Annotated in this window: 17 protein-coding genes; 12 read left to right on the top strand and 5 right to left on the bottom strand. The window is 73.6% G+C overall.

Going from position 1 to position 17,500, the window contains the following annotated elements:
- Window positions 1–104: 104 nt before the first annotated feature.
- On the bottom strand, window positions 105–857 hold the full coding sequence (locus ABD811_RS39730; RefSeq protein ID WP_344958175.1) for a GntR family transcriptional regulator: 753 nt from the start codon (window positions 855–857) through the stop codon (window positions 105–107).
- Window positions 858–1,075: 218 nt separating this feature from the next.
- On the opposite strand from ABD811_RS39730, the gene ABD811_RS39725 reads away from it, so the two are divergent.
- Genes ABD811_RS39725 through iolD form a run of 6 tightly spaced genes read left to right on the top strand, consistent with a single transcriptional unit; the run spans window position 1,076 to window position 7,496 of the window.
- Window positions 1,076–2,074: a Gfo/Idh/MocA family protein gene (locus ABD811_RS39725; protein WP_344958173.1), complete on the top strand. Its 999-nt coding sequence runs from the start codon at window positions 1,076–1,078 to the stop codon at window positions 2,072–2,074.
- Complete coding sequence (locus ABD811_RS39720; RefSeq protein WP_344958171.1) at window positions 2,071–2,943, top strand: TIM barrel protein; 873 nt, start codon at window positions 2,071–2,073, stop codon at window positions 2,941–2,943. Before ABD811_RS39725 ends, ABD811_RS39720 begins: the two co-directional genes overlap by 4 nt.
- Window positions 2,940–3,908 carry a 5-dehydro-2-deoxygluconokinase gene (iolC, locus tag ABD811_RS39715; protein ID WP_344958170.1) on the top strand — a complete coding sequence of 323 codons (969 nt, stop codon included), beginning with the start codon at window positions 2,940–2,942 and terminating at the stop codon, window positions 3,906–3,908. The genes ABD811_RS39720 and iolC overlap by 4 nt, the downstream gene beginning before the upstream one ends.
- On the top strand, window positions 3,905–4,795 hold the full coding sequence (locus ABD811_RS39710; protein WP_344958168.1) for a Cgl0159 family (beta/alpha)8-fold protein: 891 nt from the start codon (window positions 3,905–3,907) through the stop codon (window positions 4,793–4,795). Before iolC ends, ABD811_RS39710 begins: the two co-directional genes overlap by 4 nt.
- Complete coding sequence (gene iolB / locus ABD811_RS39705; protein ID WP_344958166.1) at window positions 4,792–5,631, top strand: 5-deoxy-glucuronate isomerase; 840 nt, start codon at window positions 4,792–4,794, stop codon at window positions 5,629–5,631. The genes ABD811_RS39710 and iolB overlap by 4 nt, the downstream gene beginning before the upstream one ends.
- Window positions 5,628–7,496 carry a 3D-(3,5/4)-trihydroxycyclohexane-1,2-dione acylhydrolase (decyclizing) gene (iolD, locus tag ABD811_RS39700; RefSeq protein WP_344958164.1) on the top strand — a complete coding sequence of 623 codons (1,869 nt, stop codon included), beginning with the start codon at window positions 5,628–5,630 and terminating at the stop codon, window positions 7,494–7,496. Before iolB ends, iolD begins: the two co-directional genes overlap by 4 nt.
- A gap of 3 nt (window positions 7,497–7,499) precedes the next feature.
- On the opposite strand, the gene ABD811_RS39695 is transcribed toward iolD, so the two are convergent.
- Complete coding sequence (locus ABD811_RS39695) at window positions 7,500–8,783, bottom strand: YibE/F family protein (protein WP_344958162.1); 1,284 nt, start codon at window positions 8,781–8,783, stop codon at window positions 7,500–7,502.
- A gap of 143 nt (window positions 8,784–8,926) precedes the next feature.
- On the opposite strand from ABD811_RS39695, the gene ABD811_RS39690 reads away from it, so the two are divergent.
- Both ABD811_RS39690 and ABD811_RS39685 read left to right on the top strand, forming a co-directional pair.
- The gene (locus ABD811_RS39690) at window positions 8,927–9,247 is read left to right on the top strand and encodes a hypothetical protein (RefSeq protein WP_344958160.1); all 321 of its coding nucleotides are present in this window, start codon (window positions 8,927–8,929) and stop codon (window positions 9,245–9,247) included.
- Window positions 9,248–9,317: 70 nt separating this feature from the next.
- On the top strand, window positions 9,318–9,806 hold the full coding sequence (locus tag ABD811_RS39685; RefSeq protein ID WP_344958159.1) for a hypothetical protein: 489 nt from the start codon (window positions 9,318–9,320) through the stop codon (window positions 9,804–9,806).
- Between the two features lie 45 nt (window positions 9,807–9,851).
- On the opposite strand, the gene ABD811_RS39680 is transcribed toward ABD811_RS39685, so the two are convergent.
- From ABD811_RS39680 to ABD811_RS39670, 3 genes are read right to left on the bottom strand one after another with little or no spacing between them, the layout of a single operon-like run.
- Complete coding sequence (locus tag ABD811_RS39680) at window positions 9,852–10,511, bottom strand: hypothetical protein (protein ID WP_344958157.1); 660 nt, start codon at window positions 10,509–10,511, stop codon at window positions 9,852–9,854.
- The gene (locus ABD811_RS39675) at window positions 10,508–11,260 is read right to left on the bottom strand and encodes a MerR family transcriptional regulator (RefSeq protein ID WP_344958155.1); all 753 of its coding nucleotides are present in this window, start codon (window positions 11,258–11,260) and stop codon (window positions 10,508–10,510) included. Before ABD811_RS39675 ends, ABD811_RS39680 begins: the two co-directional genes overlap by 4 nt.
- 58 nt (window positions 11,261–11,318) lie before the next feature.
- Window positions 11,319–12,794 (bottom strand): FGGY-family carbohydrate kinase, encoded by a 1,476-nt coding sequence (locus ABD811_RS39670; RefSeq protein ID WP_344958153.1) that lies wholly within the window; start codon window positions 12,792–12,794, stop codon window positions 11,319–11,321.
- 258 nt (window positions 12,795–13,052) lie between these two features.
- On the opposite strand from ABD811_RS39670, the gene ABD811_RS39665 reads away from it, so the two are divergent.
- From ABD811_RS39665 to ABD811_RS39650, 4 genes are read left to right on the top strand one after another with little or no spacing between them, the layout of a single operon-like run.
- Window positions 13,053–14,549, top strand: coding sequence for an ABC transporter substrate-binding protein (locus tag ABD811_RS39665; RefSeq protein WP_344958151.1), 1,497 nt, complete (start codon window positions 13,053–13,055; stop codon window positions 14,547–14,549).
- Between the two features lie 12 nt (window positions 14,550–14,561).
- Complete coding sequence (locus ABD811_RS39660; RefSeq protein ID WP_344958149.1) at window positions 14,562–15,539, top strand: carbohydrate ABC transporter permease; 978 nt, start codon at window positions 14,562–14,564, stop codon at window positions 15,537–15,539.
- Window positions 15,536–16,369: a carbohydrate ABC transporter permease gene (locus ABD811_RS39655; protein ID WP_344958147.1), complete on the top strand. Its 834-nt coding sequence runs from the start codon at window positions 15,536–15,538 to the stop codon at window positions 16,367–16,369. The genes ABD811_RS39660 and ABD811_RS39655 overlap by 4 nt, the downstream gene beginning before the upstream one ends.
- Window positions 16,369–17,472, top strand: a complete 1,104-nt coding sequence (locus ABD811_RS39650) for an ABC transporter ATP-binding protein (RefSeq protein WP_344958145.1) — start codon at window positions 16,369–16,371, stop codon at window positions 17,470–17,472. The genes ABD811_RS39655 and ABD811_RS39650 overlap by 1 nt, the downstream gene beginning before the upstream one ends.
- The last annotated feature ends 28 nt before the right edge of the window (window positions 17,473–17,500 follow it).

The following is a 17,500-nucleotide window of genomic DNA, read 5'->3' as shown; positions in this document are numbered from 1 at the left end:
GCCTGCCGCCCACCGTTCGTGCCACGCACAGGGGGCCATGCCGCGCGCATGACCGGACGCGGCCGGGCGCCGGGAACGCTTCCGGCGCCCACCCTCCGCGGCGGCTACTTGCCGATGAGGGTGTGGGAGAAGGAGTAGCGCGTGGCCCGGTACACGTGGCTGCCGTACTCGACGGCGCGGCCCTTGTCGTCGTAGGCGACGCGGGTCATGGTCAGCAGCGGGGCTCCGCGCCGTTCGTCGAGCAGGCGGGCCTCGGCGGCGGTGGCGGCGCGGGCGCCGATCGTCTGGTGGGCGATGCGCAGGTTGACCCCGGCGCCGCGCAGCGTCTCGTAGAGGCCGTGCCGCTCCAGGCGGTCGGCGGTGACGTCGAGCACGTCGAGCGGCAGGTGGTTGGTCATCAGGGCGAGGGGGTCGTCGCCGGTCAGGCGCAGCCGGCGCAGCAGCAGGACCTTGCTCTCGGCCGGGACGCCGAGCTCCTTGGCGACCTCCGGCGGGGCGGCCACGGGGCCGAACTCCAGCACCCGCGTGGACGGCCGCTCGCCCGCCGCCGACAGGTCGTCGTGCAGGCTGGACAGCTCGATGGGGCGCCGCACCTGCGGCTGGACGACCTGGGTGCCGACGCCGCGCCGGCGCACCAGCAGCCCCTTGTCGACCAGGTGCTGGATCGCCTGGCGCACCGTGGGCCGCGACAGGCGGCAGCGCGCCGCCAGTTCCATCTCGTTCTCCAGGCGGGTGCCCGGGGGGAGCGCGCCGCTGCGGATCGCCTCCTCCAGCTGCTGCGCGAGCTGGAAGTACAGCGGGACGGGGCTGGTGCGGTCCACGGAGACCGGATGGCGGTGCGCGGCGGCTTCGGGCACGGGCGGGGCTCCCTCGGTGAGAACGGCACGAGGATAGTCGAGCCGTGTTACGAATAAGTCAGGGAGTCCTAATGTCAGGACATTCTCTTGACAGTATATGGACCGTTCCATGAAGCTTGATCATGCCCAGCTGGCGGTGTGCCGTCCCGCGCGGCGCGCGGCCCGGGGGCGCCTCGGCGGGTCCGCGCGGCCGCGCGGCCGGACATCGGGAGGTCGGGATGAGGGTCGGGCTGGCCGGAGCGGGGCGCATCGGCGCCGGGCACGCCGAGACGCTGCGCGCCCTGGCGTCCGTCGACGCGGTCGTGGTGGCCGACGCCGACGCGGCGCGGGCGCGGGCGGTCGCCGCCAAGATCGGGGCCGAGGCGGCCCCCTCGGTGGACGCGCTGTTCGCCTCCGGACTGGACGCGCTCGTCGTGGCCGCGGTGACCAGCGCGCACGCCGAGCTGGTCGTCCGCGCGGTCAAGGCGGGGCTGCCGGTGTTCTGCGAGAAACCGCTCGCCCCCGACATCGAGGGCACGCTGCGGCTGATGGACGCCGTCGGCGGCTCGGGCGTCCCGGTGCAGGTCGGGTTCCAGCGGCGCTTCGACGCCGGGCACGTGGCGGCGCGCGAGGCGGTGCGGTCCGGGCGGCTCGGCTGGGTGCACACCATCCGCTCGTGCACCCTGGACCCGGTGCCGCCGCCCGCCGCCTACGTCCGCGGCTCGGGCGGCCTGTTCCGCGACTGCTCGGTGCACGACTTCGACGCCGTCCGCTTCGTCACCGGACGTGAGGTGACGCGCGTCTGCGCCGTCGGCGCCAACCGGGGCGCGGACTTCTTCGCCGAGGCCGGGGACGTCGACACCGCCGCCGCGCTGCTCACCCTCGACGACGGCACCCTGGCCCAGGTGTCGGCCACCCGCTACAACGCGGCGGGCTACGACGTGCGGCTGGAGGTGCTCGGATCGGCCGACAGCGTCGTCGCCGGGCTGGACGACCGCACGCCGCTGACCCCCGTCGGCGGCGGCCTTCGCCCGGCCGGCCCGCCGCACACCCACTTCCTCGACCGGTTCGCCGACGCGTACGCGGCCGAGCTCGGCGCGTTCGTCGAACTGGCGGCCGGGCGCATCGACAACCCCTGTCCCCCCGAGGAGAGTCTGGAGGCGCTCTACGTGGCCGAGGCGTGCGAGCTGGCGCGACGCGAGGACCGTGTCGTGACGATCGAGGAGGTCCGCCGGTGATCGCCGCGGAGCGGGTCGCGGGAGCCCCGATCTCCTGGGGCGTGTGCGAGGTGCCGGGCTGGGGCCACCAGATGGCGCCCGAGCGGGTCCTGGCCGAGATGCGCGACCTCGGGCTGGCCGCCACCGAGTTCGGCCCCGACGGCTTCCTGCCCGCCGACCCCGCCGAACGCGCCCGCCTGCTGGAGTCCTACGGGCTCCGGCCGGTCGGCGGGTTCGTGCCGCTCGTCCTGCACGACCCCGCGCGCGACCCGCTGCACGAACTGTCCCGCGTACTGGACGGCTTCGGCGGGCCCGGCGCCACCGTCGTGCTCGCCGCGGCCACGGGCCTGGACGGCTACGACCGGCGTCCCGATCTCGACGCCGCCGCCTGGCGCACCCTGCTCGGCAACCTCGGCCGCGCCGCCGTGCACGCCGCCGGCCGCGGCCACCGGGCCGTCCTGCATCCGCACGTCGGCACCGTCGTCGAACGCGGCGACGAGGTCGACCGCGTCCTCGACGGCACCGACGTGCCGCTCTGCCTGGACACCGGGCACCTGCTCATCGGCGGCGTCGACCCCCTCGCCCTGGCCCGCGCCGCCGCCGGCCGTATCGCCCACGTGCACCTGAAGGACGTCGACGCGGAACTGGCCGGGCGCGTGCGGGACGGACGGATCGCCTACACCGACGCCGTGCGCGAGGGCATCTACCGGCCGCTGGGGCGGGGCGACATCGACGTGCCCGGCATCGTCGGCGCGCTGGAGTCGGCCGGATACCGGGGCTGGTACGTCATGGAACAGGACACCGTCCTCACCGCCGAGCCGCCGCCCGGCGCCGGGCCGTGTGACGATGTCGCCGCGAGCATCACCTTTCTGCGAGGCGGCGCGACATGACCCACGACCTGATCACCATGGGCCGCGTCAGCGTGGACGTCTACCCGCAGCAGGTCGGCGTCCCGCTGGAAGACGTCGAGACGTTCGGCAAGTACCTGGGCGGCAGCCCCACCAACGTCGCCGTCGCCGCGGCCCGGCACGGCCACCGCACCGCGGTCATCACCCGCACCGGCGACGACCCGTTCGGCCGCTACGTCCACCGGGCGCTGCGCGGGTACGGCGTGGACGACCGCTTCGTGACGGCCGTGCCGCACCTGCCCACCCCGCTGGCGTTCTGCGAGATCTTCCCGCCGGACGACTTCCCGCTGTACTTCTACCGCTGGCCCAAGGCCCCCGACATGCAGATCGAGCCCGGTGAGCTGGACCTGGACGCGATCCGCGCCGCCACCGTCTTCTGGGCCACCGTCACCGGGCTGTCCGACGAGCCCAGCCGCACGGCGACCGTCACCGCGCTCGCCGCGCACACCGGCACCACCGTGCTGGACCTGGACTACCGGCCCATGTTCTGGGACTCGCCCGACCGGGCCCGCCGCGAGATCGGCCGGGCGCTGCCGCACGCCACCGTCGCCGTCGGCAACCTGGAGGAATGCCGGGTCGCCGTGGGGGAGGCCGAGCCGCTCGCCGCCGCCCGCGCCCTGCTGGACCGCGGCGTCCGGCTCGCCGTCGTCAAGCAGGGACCGCGCGGCGTGCTGGCGGCCACGGCCGACGAGACGGTGCGCGTGCCGCCGGTCGCGGTGAAGGTCGTCAACGGGCTCGGCGCCGGCGACGCCTTCGGCGGGGCGCTGTGCCACGGGCTGCTGTCCGGCTGGGACCTGGAACGCACGATCCGGTTCGCCTCGGCCGCGGGGGCGCTGGTCGCGTCCCGCATCGCCTGCGCCGACGCCATGCCCGCCACCGACGAGGTGGAGCGGCTGCTGAGAGAGGACGGCATGACACCGACGACGCCCCGGGAGGGCACGGCGTGAGCACCGGCACGTTCGCCGAGCGGTACGCCGCCCTGGCCGAGATCCGCGCCGTCCGGCCGGAGGCGATCGCGCTGGCCGCCGCGCGGCGGGTGCGGCGCGCGTCCCCGCCCGGCCCGGCCGGCCGGCTGATGATCGTCGCCGCCGACCACCCGGCGCGCGGCGCGCTGGCCGCCGGGGGCGACCCGCTCGCCATGGCCGACCGGCGCGACCTGCTCGAACGCATCTGCGTCGCGCTGTCGCGGCCCGGCGTGGACGGCGTGCTCGGCACCCCCGACGTCATCGAGGACCTGCTGCTGCTCGGCGCCCTGGACGGCAAGGTCGTCCTCGGGTCGATGAACCGGGGCGGGCTGGCGGGCGCCGCGTTCGAGATCGACGACCGGTTCACCGCCTACGACGCCGACGCCGTCGCCGCCGCCGGGCTCGACGGCGGCAAGATGCTGCTGCGCGTCGACTACGACGACCCGGCCACCGCCCGCGCCCTGGAGGGCTGCGCCCGCGCGGTGTCGGGACTGGCCGGGCACCGGCTCATGGCCATGGTCGAGCCGTTCGTGTCCCGGCGCGGCGCGGACGGCAAGGTCGTCAACGTCCTGACGCCCGAGGCCATGACCAGGGCGGTCGCGATCGCCTCCGGCCTGGGCACCACGTCGGCGTACACCTGGCTGAAGGTGCCGGTGGTGGACCGGATGGAACAGGTCATGGCGGCGTCCTCGCTGCCCGCCGTGCTGCTGGGCGGCGAGGTGCCCGCCGACCCCGACGGCGCCCTGGCCGCCTGGCAGAAGGCCCTGGCGCTGCCGACCGTGCGCGGCCTGGTCGTCGGCCGCGCCCTGCTGTACCCCTCCGACGACGACGTCGCCGGAGCCGTCGACGCCGCGGTGAGGCTGCTGTGAGTCCCTACCTGACCGAGATCACGCCGGAGACGGCGGGCTGGACCTACTCGGGCCTGCGCGTCGTCGCCCTGCCCCCGGGCGGCCGGCACGCGCTGGACACCGGCGAGGAGGAGATGCTCGTCCTGCCGCTCGCCGGGTCCTGCACGGTGACCGTCGACTCGGCCGTCTTCGAGCTGCGGGGCCGGCGGGACGTGTTCTCCCGCGTCACCGACTTCGCCTACGCGCCCCGCGACGCGCGGGTGACGATCACCTCCGCCTCCGGCGGCCGGTTCGCGCTGCCGTCGGCCCGCTGCGCGAACCGGCTGGCGCCCCGCTACGGCCCCGCCGAGGACGTCCCCGTCGAGCTGCGCGGCGCCGGGCAGGCCAGCCGCCAGGTCAACAACTTCTGCACGCCCGAGGCGTTCGAGGCCGACCGGCTCATCGCCTGCGAGGTGCTGACGCCCGGCGGCAACTGGTCGTCCTACCCGCCGCACAAGCACGACGAGGACCGTCCCGGCGAGAGCGTCCTGGAGGAGATCTACTACTTCGAGGTCGCCGGCGGACCCGCCGGACCGGGCATGGGCTACCAGCGCGTGTACGGCACCCCCGAGCGGCCCATCGACGTGCTGGAGGAGGTCCGCACCGGCGACGCGGTGCTGATCCCGCACGGCTGGCACGGTCCGTCGATGGCGGTTCCCGGGTACGACCTGTACTACCTGAACGTCATGGCCGGACCCGGCCCCGAGCGCGCGTGGCGGATCTGCGACGACCCCGCGCACGCCTGGGTCCGCGACACCTGGCCCGGGCAGCCGCTCGACCCGCGGCTCCCGCTGACCTCGACGGAGGAGCGATCATGAGGCTGACGGTCGGCCAGGCGGTGGTGCGGTTCCTGGCGGCGCAGCACGGCGAGCGGGACGGCGTGCGGCGGCGCCTGTTCGGCGGGTGCTTCGGCATCTTCGGGCACGGCAACGTCGCCGGGATCGGGCAGGCCCTCGCCGAGTACGCCGACGAGTACCCGGAGTTCCGCTACTTCCAGGCGCGCAACGAGCAGGCGATGGTGCACACCGCCGTCGGGTACGCGCGCATGCACGACCGGCTGCGGATGCTGGCCTGCACCACCTCGATCGGCCCCGGCGCCACCAACATGGTGACCGGCGCGGCCCTGGCCACCATCAACCGCCTGCCCGTCCTGCTGCTGCCCGGCGACGTCTTCGCCACCCGCCGCGCCAACCCCGTGCTGCAGGAGCTGGAGGACCCGCGGTCGTACGACGTGTCGGTCAACGACTGCCTGAAGCCGGTGTCGGCGTTCTGGGACCGGATCAACCGGCCCGAGCAGCTTCCGTCGGCGCTGCTGGCGGCGATGCGGGTGCTGACCGATCCGGCGGCCACCGGCGCGGTGACGCTGGCGCTGCCGCAGGACGTGCAGGCCGAGGCCCACGACTGGCCCGAGGAGCTGTTCGCCGAACGCACCTGGCACATCCCGCGTCCGGTGCCCGAACCGGACGCGCTGCGGCGGGCGGTGGACGTGCTGCGCGGCGCGCGGCGCCCGCTGATCGTCGCGGGCGGCGGGGTGATCTACTCCGACGCCTGCGCCGAGCTGGCCGCCTTCGCCGAGGCGACGGGGATCCCGGTGGCCGAGACGCAGGCGGGCAAGGGCGCGCTGCCCTGGCGGCACCCGTGCGCGGTGGGCGCGGTCGGCGCGACCGGCACGACGGCCGCGAACGCGCTGGCGCGCCGCGCCGACGTGGTGCTCGGAATCGGCACGCGCTACAGCGACTTCACCACCGCCTCGCACAGCCTGTTCGCCGATCCGGGGGTGCGGTTCGTCAACGTGAACGTCACCGGGTTCGACGCGGCCAAGCTGGGCGGGGAGATGCTGGTCGCCGACGCCCGCGAGGGGTTGAAGGCGCTGCGCGGCGAGCTCGCCGGCCACCGGGTCTCCGACGCCTACCAGGCCGAGGTCGCGGAGCTGGTCGCGGCGTGGAACGCGACGGTGGACCGCGCCTACGCCCTGGGGCACGGGCCCGTTCCGGCTCAGTCGGAGGTGATCGGGGCGGTCAACGCCGCCGCCGGGCCGCGCGACGTGGTGGTGTGCGCGGCCGGGTCCATGCCCGGCGACCTGCACAAGCTGTGGCGGCCCGCCGGTCCGCGGACCTACCACGTCGAGTACGGGTACTCCTGCATGGGCTACGAGGTGGCCGGCGGGCTGGGGGTGAAGCTGGCCGCGCCGGACCGCGAGGTGTTCGTGCTGGTGGGCGACGGGTCGTACCTGATGATGGCCCAGGAGCTGGTCACCGCCGTGGCCGAGGGCGTCAAGCTCGTCGTCGTGCTCGTGCAGAACCACGGGTTCGCCTCCATCGGCGGGCTGTCGGAGCAGGTGGGGGCGCAGCGGTTCGGCACCCGCTACCGCTACCGCGACGACAGCGGACGCCTGGAGGGCGACGTCCTCCCGGTGGACCTGGCCGCCAACGCCGCAAGCCTGGGCGCGCACGTCGTCCGCGCGACCACCGTCGAGGAGCTGCGGGACGCGCTGGAGCAGGCCAAGGCCGCCTCGCACACGACGGTGGTGCACATCGAGACCGATCCGCTGGTGTCCGCGCCCGACAGCGAGGCGTGGTGGGACGTGCCGGTGGCGGAGGTGTCGGAGCTGGAGGCGACCCGCCAGGCCCGCGCCCGCTACGAGAAGGAGCAGCAGGCCCAGCGGCGCTACCTCGGGACGTAGGCCTCAGAAGGGGCTGTGCGTGGCGGCGGGGGAGGGGGCTCCGGCCGGGACGCCGGGGTCCTCGTCGCCGTCCGGGCGCCACGTCGCGACCAGCGCGGCCAGCGCGGTGGTGAACGGCACGGCGGCGATCAGCCCGAGCGTGCCCGCCACGCTGCGGACGATCTCCTGCGCGATGACGGGGGTGGTGACCACCTCGCCCAGCGACTGGCCGCCCACGCTGAACAGCAGCATGAGAGGCAGCGACGCCCCGGCGTAGGCGAGCACGATCGTGTTGATGACCGAGGCGATGTGCGCGCGGCCGACCCGGGCGGCGGCCCGGTACAGCCGCCCGAACGAGCGGGACGCGTCGGCCCGGGCGAGTTCGCGCACGGTGGCCGCCTGGGTGACGGTGACGTCGTCCAGCACGCCCAGCGACCCGATGATGACGCTGGCCAGCAGCAGCCCCTGGGTGTTGATGCTGTAGGACAGGTCCAGCGACAGCGAGCTGTCGTCGGTGATGCCGGTCAGCCGGGTCAGGTCGATCGCCAGCATCGCCAGCAGCCCGGTCAGGGCGAGGCTGCCGAGCGTGCCGAGCACCGCGACCGACGTCGTCAGCGAGAAGCCGTGCGTCAGGTACAGCACCGCCAGCATGATGGCCGCCGCGCAGACGATGGCGGCGCCCAGCGGCGAGCGGCCGTCCAGGATCGCCGGGATGAGGAACAGCACCAGCAGCGCGAACGTGACGCCCAGCCCGATCAGCGCGGTCAGCCCGCGCCACCGGCCGAAGGCGATCACGGCGAGCACGAACGCGCCGGCGACCAGCCACAGCGGCCGCGAGCGGTCGTGGTCGGACAGCTGATAGGACGGCGTTCCCGAGTCGCCGGGCGCCTCCACCAGCACCACGTCGTCGTCCGGCTCGAACACGCGGCTGCCGGGCCCGCTGGGCAGTTCCACGGACACGAACCGTCCCGCCAGGGGACCGGAGGTCAGCTCGACCGTCGCGGTGCCGCAGCGGCGCGGGTCGGTGCGGGGACGGGCGCCCTCCGTGCCGGCCGTGCCGGGCGGCTGGGCGTCCGGCGCCGCGGCCGGGCACGGCTTCAGCGACACCCGCGCCACCGTGCCGGTGACCTTCGGCATCTGCGCGGAGCCCGGGTCGACCGGCTGCCGGTCCGACGGCCACATCCAGATCAGCCCCGCCAGCGTCGCCACCGCCAGCGGGACGATGACCGCCAGCACGGCGCGAACCACCGGGCGGGGCGCCCGCCCGTCATCGCGCGCGTCGTGGTCGTGGACGTGGCGAGCACCCATGCTGAACGGCCTCTCATGGTCGGTGTGTCCGGCAATGCCGTTTTCTGGGGAAGAGCGACATCAACCTTGGCGTACGCATGGCCATAGTGCCGGATGCCCGGGAAAGGTGCAGGACGGCACCACATCTCACGCCAGGAGGGCACATGGTTGGCATGCTGTGCAAGATGGGTCTGTCGTCCAACGTCATGTACACGATGGGGTTCGCGTCCATCGGTGCGTCGATCGCGTCGTGGATGCTGTCGCGCAACCTCGAACCCGCGGGACTCGACCGGGCCGACCGGTGGGGCATTTTCGTCGGGCAGTGGGCGCCGACCTTCTTCGCCTTGGGCTGCGCGATGCGGATGGAGGAGCAGTGGGGACGGCCCCGTCCGTACGAGGCGATGGAGCGGGAGAGGGAGCGGGAGAGGGAGCGGGAGCGGGCCCGGGAGGCGGCGCCCATGGGCGGGGGGCCGCTGGGCGGCTGATCCGGAACGGGGCGCGCGGGATCGGCGGATCCCGTCGTCTACCGGCCGGTAAAGGGGCAGGATCGGGGGCATGACAGCCCCCCACGGTGAGGCTCCGGGCGCGCACCGGGTCCGGCTGGTCGTCGGCCGCGTCGACCCGCCGTCCGGCGGGTCGTCCAGCGCCCCCGGGGTGCGCGACGTCGAACCGGGCGACCTGCGCGACCCCGACGCCGAGATCTTCGGCTGGACCTGCACCTGCGGCAACGGCTCGGCGTTCCTGCACCCGCTGTGGCGGGCCCGGCAGATGGCGGCCGACCACCAGGAGACGATGGAGCGGCTGGCGCTGCGCGGCGAACTGGTGGCGGGGGCGGTGCCGAGCGTGCTGCCCGAGTCGGCCGCCGAGATCGCCGCGTTGATCACCAGGCTGGCCCAGCGGCTGGGCGCGCTGGCGCTGAGCGTGGAGTTCGAGGACGACCGCGAGATCGTCCTCAAGCACCTGGGCACCGCGTCGGCCGCCATCGACATGGCGCTGCGCGACGCCCGCGCCGCCGACGACGCCGGCCGCGGCGACGAGCCCTGACCGGGCCGCCCGGCCGCCGCGGCCGGTCAGTTCCTGAACGGGGCGCTAGCGGGACCCGACGCGGGTGCCGCCGGGCTGGTCCTCGCTCGGTGCGCCGCGCAGGGCGCGGACGGCGGCGTCGGGGTCGTCGGCGAAGAACCGGATCGTGCGGGCCCGCCCGAGGCCGCCCAGCGGCCGCACCACGGTGACCGGCCCGGTCAGCTCCACCACGACGCTGGTCTGCGACGACACCGCGACGGTCAGCACCTCGTCCTCCAGCCGGAACAGGCGGGACTCGTTGAAGTCGCGCACCCGGCGCACCGAGGCGATCCGCTCCCGCGGCACGCGCAGGTCGAAGAACGCGCCGTAGCGCACGCGCAGCTCCCCGTCCGACACCACGTGCGGCCGGGTGACGCACGCCGCGATGACCGCCAGCACGATGAGGAGCGAGTAGGCGTCGACGATCAGGACCGCGACGCGCAGCGGGCCGGGCGCGCCGACCGCCCGCAGGACGACCTCCAGGCCGACCAGCTCCACGACCATCGCGAACAGCCACATCAGCATGGGCGTCGTCTGCGCGGCCGAGTAGGGGACGGCGGTGGCGCCGGGCGGCACGCCGTCGCGGCGCCGCGTCACCCACAGGACGAGGCTGGCCGTCCCCTTGGCGTCGAAGCTCATGAGCCGCCGCGCGACCCGGGCGGCGTCGGCGGGACGGGGGCGCGTCATGTCCGCTCCCCGAGGATCGCGACGAGCCGGCGGAACGTCTCGGCCTGGGCGGGCGACAGCTCCAGCGCCATCGACTCCAGCCAGCCGCCGAACTCCACGTGCTCCAGGCTGGTGACCATCAGCGACGCCATGTCGGCGGGGATGTGCGCGGCCAGGTCGGCGGCGAGCGCGGCGACGCGCGGGTCGTCCGCGTCGGCGTCCTCCAGCTCGTCCAGCCGCGCGTACAGAACGTTCCCGCGGGCGACCGCCTCCGGCTCGGTGAGCGGACGCAGCAGCGCGGCGAACGCGGCCCGGTCGGCGGGGCCGGCGCCGGTGTCGACGAGCGTCATCAGCTCGCGGTCGAACGCGGCGAACCGGGACTCCCCGGCGGGCAGGCGGCGCAGCATCTCGGCCATGTCCGGCGACACCGTGGAGTCGGGGTCCAGGTCGGTCTCGGCCAGCAGGGCGGCCAGCCGGGACCGCCGCTCGGCGATCGCCTCCTGCTGGCGGGCCAGGTCGGCGTCCAGGTCCAGCAGCACCTCGCGCAGCTCGCGGCCCCGGTCGTCGGCGAGCACGTCGCGGATCTCGTCCAGCGACAGCCCCAGCTCGGCCAGGCGGCGGACGCGCGCCAGCACCACCGCGTCGCGCAGCCGGTAGTCGCGGTAGCCGTTGGCCCGCCGTTCCGGCTCGGGCAGCAGCCCCAGATGGTGGTAGTGGCGCACGGTACGGGTCGACACCCCGACCAGCGCGGCTATCTCGCCGATCCGCATGCCCTCATTAGAGACGTTGACGTTGCGTCAAGGTCAAACGCCTCGTCGGGGAGCGGGGTCAGCCCTCCTCGCGGGCGTGGGAGGCGACGTCGGCGGGCAGCCAGCCGCGGCGTTCCAGCTCGTCCAGCAGCCGGTGGTACGGCGCGGTGAACCGGTCGCGGACGCCCGGCCGCGGCTCGACGACGGTGCGGATGCGCACCATCGGCTCGGCGACGTCGGCCAGGGAGGCGGCGCCCGTCGTGCCGTAGGCGGCCAGGATCGCCATGCCCAGCGCGGCGTCGGCGTGCTCGGGCACGCGCGCTGGCCGGCCGAGCACGTCGGCGCGAAGCTGCGTCCAGTACGCGCTGCGGACGGCGCCGCCGGTGAACGTCAGCGGCCCGTCGACGGGCGCGCCGAGACGCCGCACGTACGCCAGCGCCAGGCGCTCGATGAACGCCACGCCCTGCAGCAGCGCGGCGTGACGGTCGGCGTCGTCGGCGGGCGTGCCGAGCACGAACGGCACGGCGTCCGGCGCCAGGAACGGGAAGCGTTCCCCCGACGAGACCAGCGGGTAGGCCACGGCGCTGGACGGTTCCCACCGCGTGGCGCGCTCGTCCAGGTCGGCGAGGTCGCCGTCGGTGGTCAGCGCGCCCGCGCCCACGCTGGACGCCCCGCCCGGCAGCCATGTGCCGTCGGGGGAGCGGTGGCTGTAGAGCACCCCGAGCGGGTCGCGCACCAGCGTGGAGGTGACGCCCTTGAGCACCAGCGTTGTGCCGAGCACCGAGTTCCAGTGGCCGACGCGCAACGCTCCCGAGCCGATCTGGGACGCGCAGCCGTCGGTCATGCCCGCGACGACGGGCGTCCCCGCCGGGATGCCGGTCTCCTCGGACGCCGACGGCGACACCTTGCCCAGCACGGTGCCGGGCCGCACCACCTCGGGCAGCAGCGTGGCGTCCAGCCCCAGAGCGTCGAACACCTCGCCCGGCCAGCGTTCGCCGAGCAGGTCGTAGCCGGTCTTCAGGGCGTGGCTGGAGTCGGTGGCGACCCGCTCGCCGACCAGCCGTTCGTTGACGAAGTCGGCCTGGTGCAGCAGGCGGGCGCCGGGACGCGCGCGCGTCAGCCACAGCGCCTTGGGCAGCGCCCAGGACGGCTGGATGCGGCGGCCGAGCCGCTCCCACAGCTCGGCACCGGCCTCCTGCGCCTCGGCGGCCTCGGCGCGGGCCCGGCCGTCGTCGTACATCAGGCCCGGGGTGAGGGGACGGCCGTCGTCGTCGGCCAGCAGGACGGTGCCGGACGTGCTGCACACCGCGACGCCCTGGACCAGTCCGGGCGGAACGTCGCGCAGCGCCTCGCGCGCGGCGTCGCGGACGGCCGCCCACCACGCGGCGGGGTCCTGCTCGTGCCGTTCGGCCTCGCGCCGGCCGGTCAGCGGCGCGGACGCGCGCCGCACCACCCGTCCGGAGGCGTCGGCGGCGAGCACGCGCACGCTCTGGGTGCCGAGGTCCACCCCCAGCCAGACCGGCCGTCCCGCGGGGTCTCGCCGAGGGTTCTCCACAGCACGCCCTCCTCAACTTATCGATCTGTGTTGTGAACTTATAACAGCCTCATGTTGGGTTCGGCAAGGCCGTCGGATGGACCCGCCACTACCAGGGCCGTCCTCCGTTCAAACGTTGTTAAGCAATCTGTGGCCAGGGCTTGACGTTGGCAATCGCTGTGTTACAAGCTCTGTGAGCCAACGCACATGGAGTGTTAAGAACACAGGCAACGGTGTTACATGTGCGTGATCTGGCTCGGATCTCCCCTGGAGGGACGGATGGACACACGCCGCCCGGACGGCAGCATCGACCGCGCAGCCGACCGGTACGCGATGGGCGGCCCCGCCGCCCGGCTCGACCGCCGGCGCTTCCTCGGCCTGGCCGGCCTGTCGGCCGCCGCGCTGGCCGCGGCCCCAGCGCTGAGCGCCTGCGGAGCCGGATTCGGCGGCTCCTCGAGCGGTGGCGGCGGCTCGGCCGCGAACGAGGTCACCGGCGCGTTCGACTGGAAGCGCGCCAAGGGCAAGACGATCAAGGCGCTGCTGAACAAGCACCCCTACTCCGACGCCCTGATCGCCGACCTCAAGGCGTTCTCGGACCTGACCGGCATCCAGGTCAAGTACGACGTGTTCCCCGAGGACAACTACTTCGACAAGCTCACCGTCGACCTGTCCAGCGGCCGCGCGTCCTACGACGTGTTCATGCTCGGCGCCTACATGGTCTGGCAGTACGGCCCGCCCGGCTGGCTGGAGGACCTCGGCCCCTGGATGCGCAACGCCTCGGCCACCAACGCCGAGTGGGACCCCGACGACTTCTACCCCAACCTGCTGCAGGCCGACCAGTGGAGCCTGAAGAACGGCGCCCCGCTCGGCCAGGGCGGCCAGTACGCGCTGCCGTGGGGCTGGGAGAGCAACGTCGTCGCCTACAACACCGAGGTGTTCTCCAAGCTCGGCCTCAAGCCCGCCGAGACGTTCGACGAGCTGCGCGAGCTGGCCGCGACCATCAAGCAGAAGGCGCCCGGCGCCGGCTTCGACGGCATGTACGGCATCGCGGTGCGCGGCTCGCGCAGCTGGGCCACCATCCACCCCGGCTTCATGACCATGTACTCGCGGTACGGCCTCAAGGACTTCGTGTCCGAGGGCGGCAAGCTGCGCCCGGCCATGAACGACCCCAAGGCCGTGGAGTTCGCCGCCAACTGGGCCAAGATGATCCGCGACGGTGGCCCGCCCTCGTGGACGTCCTACACCTGGTACCAGTGCTCCAGCGATCTGGGCGCGCGCAAGGCCGCGATGATGTTCGACGCCGACACCGCCGCCTACTTCCAGGCGGTCGAGGGCGCCAGCCCCGCGTCCGGCAAGATCGCCTTCCACCCGGGGCCGAAGGGCCCGGACGGCTCGCTGGCCACCAACATGTGGGTGTGGTCGCTCGGCATGAACGCCAAGAGCGACAACAAGGCCGCGGCGTGGCTGTTCCTGCAGTGGGCGACCGGCAAGGAGCACCTGCGCAAGGCCGCCGTCGAGCACAACCAGGTCGACCCGGTGCGCAAGTCCATCAGCGAGGACGCCGCCTACAAGGACAAGATGAAGAAGATCCCCGGGTTCCTGGACACCTTCGAGCAGGTGGTGAACCAGACCAAGATCCAGTTCACCCCGCAGACGCAGTTCTTCGACGCCACCACCAGCTGGGCCGCCTCGCTGCAGGAGATCTACAGCGGCAAGGACGCCAAGGGCGTGCTGGACGGGCTGGCCAAGGACCTGGCGCCGAAGGTCGCGGGGTAGGCGGAGCAGCCGATGGCCTCCCTCACCAAGAGCGAGACGGCCGCCGCCGGGCCGGACACCGGCGGCGCGGACCGCCGCCCGGCCGGCGGTCCGCGCCGCGTCCCGCGGTGGCGGCGCTCCGCCCGTCCCTACCTGCTGATCATCCCGGCGCTGCTGCTGACCGGCGGCATCCTGTACCCGTTCGGGCTCGGCCTGTACTACACGCTGTTCGACTACTCGGCCAGCAAGCCGCAGCCCGACGTGGTCGGCTTCGAGAACTACCTGACGATCTTCGGTCAGGACGCGTTCTGGCGGTCGGCGCTGGTCACCGCGCTGTACGCGGTGGGCGCCACGGCCGTCGAGCTGGTGCTCGGCGTCGGCGTGGCGCTGCTGCTCAACCGCAGCACCCGGCTCGGCCGGATGCTGGAGAAGGTGCTGATCCTGCCGCTGATGATCGCCCCGGTGATCGCGGCGATCATGTGGAAGCTGATGCTGCAGCCCAGCGTGGGCGTGGTCAACTACCTGCTGCGCCCGTTCGGGCTCGGCGACGTGCAGTGGACCGACACCCCGACCGGCGCGCTGCTGTCGTCCATCACCGTCGACGTGTGGGTCTACACCCCGTTCGTGGCGATCCTGGCGCTGGCCGGGCTGCGCTCGCTGCCCCGCTCGCCGTTCGAGGCGGCCGCCGTGGACGGCGCCGGCTGGTGGTTCACCTTCCGCAAGCTGACGCTGCCGATGCTGTGGCCGTACGTGCTGGTCGCGGTGATCTTCCGGTTCATGGACTCGCTGAAGGTGTTCGACATCATCTACGCCCTCACCGAGGGCGGACCGGGCGACTCCACCGTGGTCCTGCAGATCCGCGCCTACCTGGAGGCGATCCGCTTCCAGCGGTACTCGTTCGGGATCAGCTACATGATCATTCTCTGGGCGGTGGTCTACCTCATGTCCATGGTGCTCGTCCGCTACCTCGGCCGGGTGCAGAGCCGGGCGGCGGGGGTGAGCAACAAGTGAGCAAGGAACGGCTCACCGGAATCGCCGTCAACGCCGGGCTCGTCGTGTACTTCGTGTTCGCGCTGTTCCCCGTGGCGTGGATGCTGATCCTGTCGCTCAAGCCGGACAACCAGCTGTTCAACACCTACTTCTCGTTCAGCCCGACGCTGGACTCCTACCGGACGGTGCTGGGCGGCGGCGAGGTCGAGGGCGTGCCGTTCGTGCGCTTCTTCGTCAACAGCCTGGTGGTGTCGATCGGCGCGGTGGCGCTGTCGCTGCTGATCGGGCTGCCCGCGGCGTACGCGGCGGCGCGCTGGAAGTTCCGCGGCTCGGAGAACCTGATGTTCACCCTGCTGTCGTTCCGGTTCGCCCCCGAGCTGACGGTGATCATCCCGCTGTTCGTGCTGTACCAGCAGCTCGGTCTCTTCGACACCTACGTCGGTGTCATCTGGGTCCTGCAGCTGGTGACGATGCCGCTCATCGTGTGGATCATGCGGTCGTACTTCACCGACCTGTCACCGGAACTGGAGCAGGCCGCGCTGCTGGACGGCTACTCCCGCACCCGGGCGTTCGTGAAGATCGCGTTGCCGCTGGTCAAGCCGGGCATCGCCGCGGTCAGCCTGCTGGCGTTCATCTTCGCCTGGAACAACTTCGTGTTCCCGCTGATCCTCACGTCCTCCAACGCCCAGACCGTCACGGTCGGCGCGCTGTCGTTCCTCGGCGGCGACCGGCCCAAGTACAACCTGACCGCCGCGGCCGCGCTGGTGTCGGCGGTGCCGCCGCTGGTGCTGGCGCTGACCATCCAGCGCTACCTGGTGCGCGGCCTGTCGTTCGGGGCGGTGAAGAGCTGATGGCGACGATCGTCCTCAAGGGACTGCGCAAGACCTACGGCAAGGTCACCGCGCTGGACGGGGTGGACCTGGAACTGCGCGACGGCGAGTTCTTCTGCCTGCTCGGCCCGTCCGGCGCCGGCAAGACCACCACCCTCAAGGCCGTCGCCGGGCTGGAGGAGCCCGACGAGGGCCGCGTGGAGATCGGCGGCGTCGACATGGACGGCGTCGAGCCCTACGACCGGCGCGTGGCGATGTGCTTCGAGAGCTACGCCCTCTACCCGCACTACAGCGCCTACGACAACATGGCCTCGCCGCTGCGCTCGCCCCGCTACAAGGTGCCCGCCGACGAGGCCAAGCGGCGCGTGGGCCGCATCGCCGAGCTGCTCGGCATCTCCCACCTGCTGGACCGCAACGTGGGCGAGCTGTCCAACGGGCAGCGGCAGCGGGTCGCGCTCGGCCGCGTGCTGGTGCGCCCGGCCGACGCGTTCCTGCTGGACGAGCCGCTGTCGCACCTGGACGCCAAGCTGCGCCAGTCGATGCGCGCCGAACTGAAGACGATCGGCGCGGTGGAACGCACCACCACGCTGTACGTCACCCACGACTACGTGGAGGCCCTCGGCCTCGGCGACCGCATCGGCGTGCTGCGCGAGGGCCGGATCGTCCAGGTCGGCACCCGCGAGGAGATCTGGGACCGGCCGGCCGACACGTTCGTGGCGCAGTCGTTCGGCAAGCCGCGCGTCAACCTCGTGGAGGGCGCCGCCGCCGAGGGCGGCCGGTTCCGCAGTCCCGACGGCGAGGTCGACATCCCGCTGCCCGGCGGCGTCGAGATCCGGCCGGGCCGCGACCTGGTGCTGGGCGTGCGGCCCCGCGACGTGGCGCTCGTCCGCGACGGGCGCCCCGCCGACGGGACCGTGGAGCTGCGCGGCCGCGTCTACGTCACCGAGATCCTCGGCCGGCAGAGCGAGGTCACCGTCAGCGTCGGCGAGTCGCGCGTCTCGCTGGTCGTGCCGCGCGAGCAGGCGGCCGGCCTCGGCCGCGAGGACCCGGTGCGGCTGGCGGTGCCGACGGCGCGGCTCCTGCTGTTCGACCCCGCCGACGGCGGGCGGAGGATCGCGCCGTGACCGCCGCCGGGGAACAGGTCCAGCGCCG

Origin of the sequence: Actinomadura miaoliensis, from assembly GCF_039536785.1 — a bacterium.
GTDB lineage: Bacteria > Actinomycetota > Actinomycetes > Streptosporangiales > Streptosporangiaceae > Spirillospora > Spirillospora miaoliensis.
Note: the sequence above shows the minus strand (reverse complement) of the source record. Positions and strands in the feature narration are given on the sequence as shown.

Coding starts and splice junctions, on each gene's coding strand:
- ABD811_RS39685 (WP_344958159.1), top strand. CDS start 9,318: ATGACAGCCCCCCACGGTGAGGCTCCGGGCGCGCACCGGGTCCGGCTG.
- ABD811_RS39650 (WP_344958145.1), top strand. CDS start 16,369: ATGGCGACGATCGTCCTCAAGGGACTGCGCAAGACCTACGGCAAGGTC.
- ABD811_RS39660 (WP_344958149.1), top strand. CDS start 14,562: ATGGCCTCCCTCACCAAGAGCGAGACGGCCGCCGCCGGGCCGGACACC.
- ABD811_RS39680 (WP_344958157.1), bottom strand. CDS start 10,511: ATGACGCGCCCCCGTCCCGCCGACGCCGCCCGGGTCGCGCGGCGGCTC.
- iolC (WP_344958170.1), top strand. CDS start 2,940: ATGACCCACGACCTGATCACCATGGGCCGCGTCAGCGTGGACGTCTAC.
- ABD811_RS39695 (WP_344958162.1), bottom strand. CDS start 8,783: ATGGGTGCTCGCCACGTCCACGACCACGACGCGCGCGATGACGGGCGG.
- ABD811_RS39665 (WP_344958151.1), top strand. CDS start 13,053: ATGGACACACGCCGCCCGGACGGCAGCATCGACCGCGCAGCCGACCGG.
- iolD (WP_344958164.1), top strand. CDS start 5,628: ATGAGGCTGACGGTCGGCCAGGCGGTGGTGCGGTTCCTGGCGGCGCAG.
- ABD811_RS39725 (WP_344958173.1), top strand. CDS start 1,076: ATGAGGGTCGGGCTGGCCGGAGCGGGGCGCATCGGCGCCGGGCACGCC.
- ABD811_RS39690 (WP_344958160.1), top strand. CDS start 8,927: ATGGTTGGCATGCTGTGCAAGATGGGTCTGTCGTCCAACGTCATGTAC.
- ABD811_RS39675 (WP_344958155.1), bottom strand. CDS start 11,260: ATGCGGATCGGCGAGATAGCCGCGCTGGTCGGGGTGTCGACCCGTACC.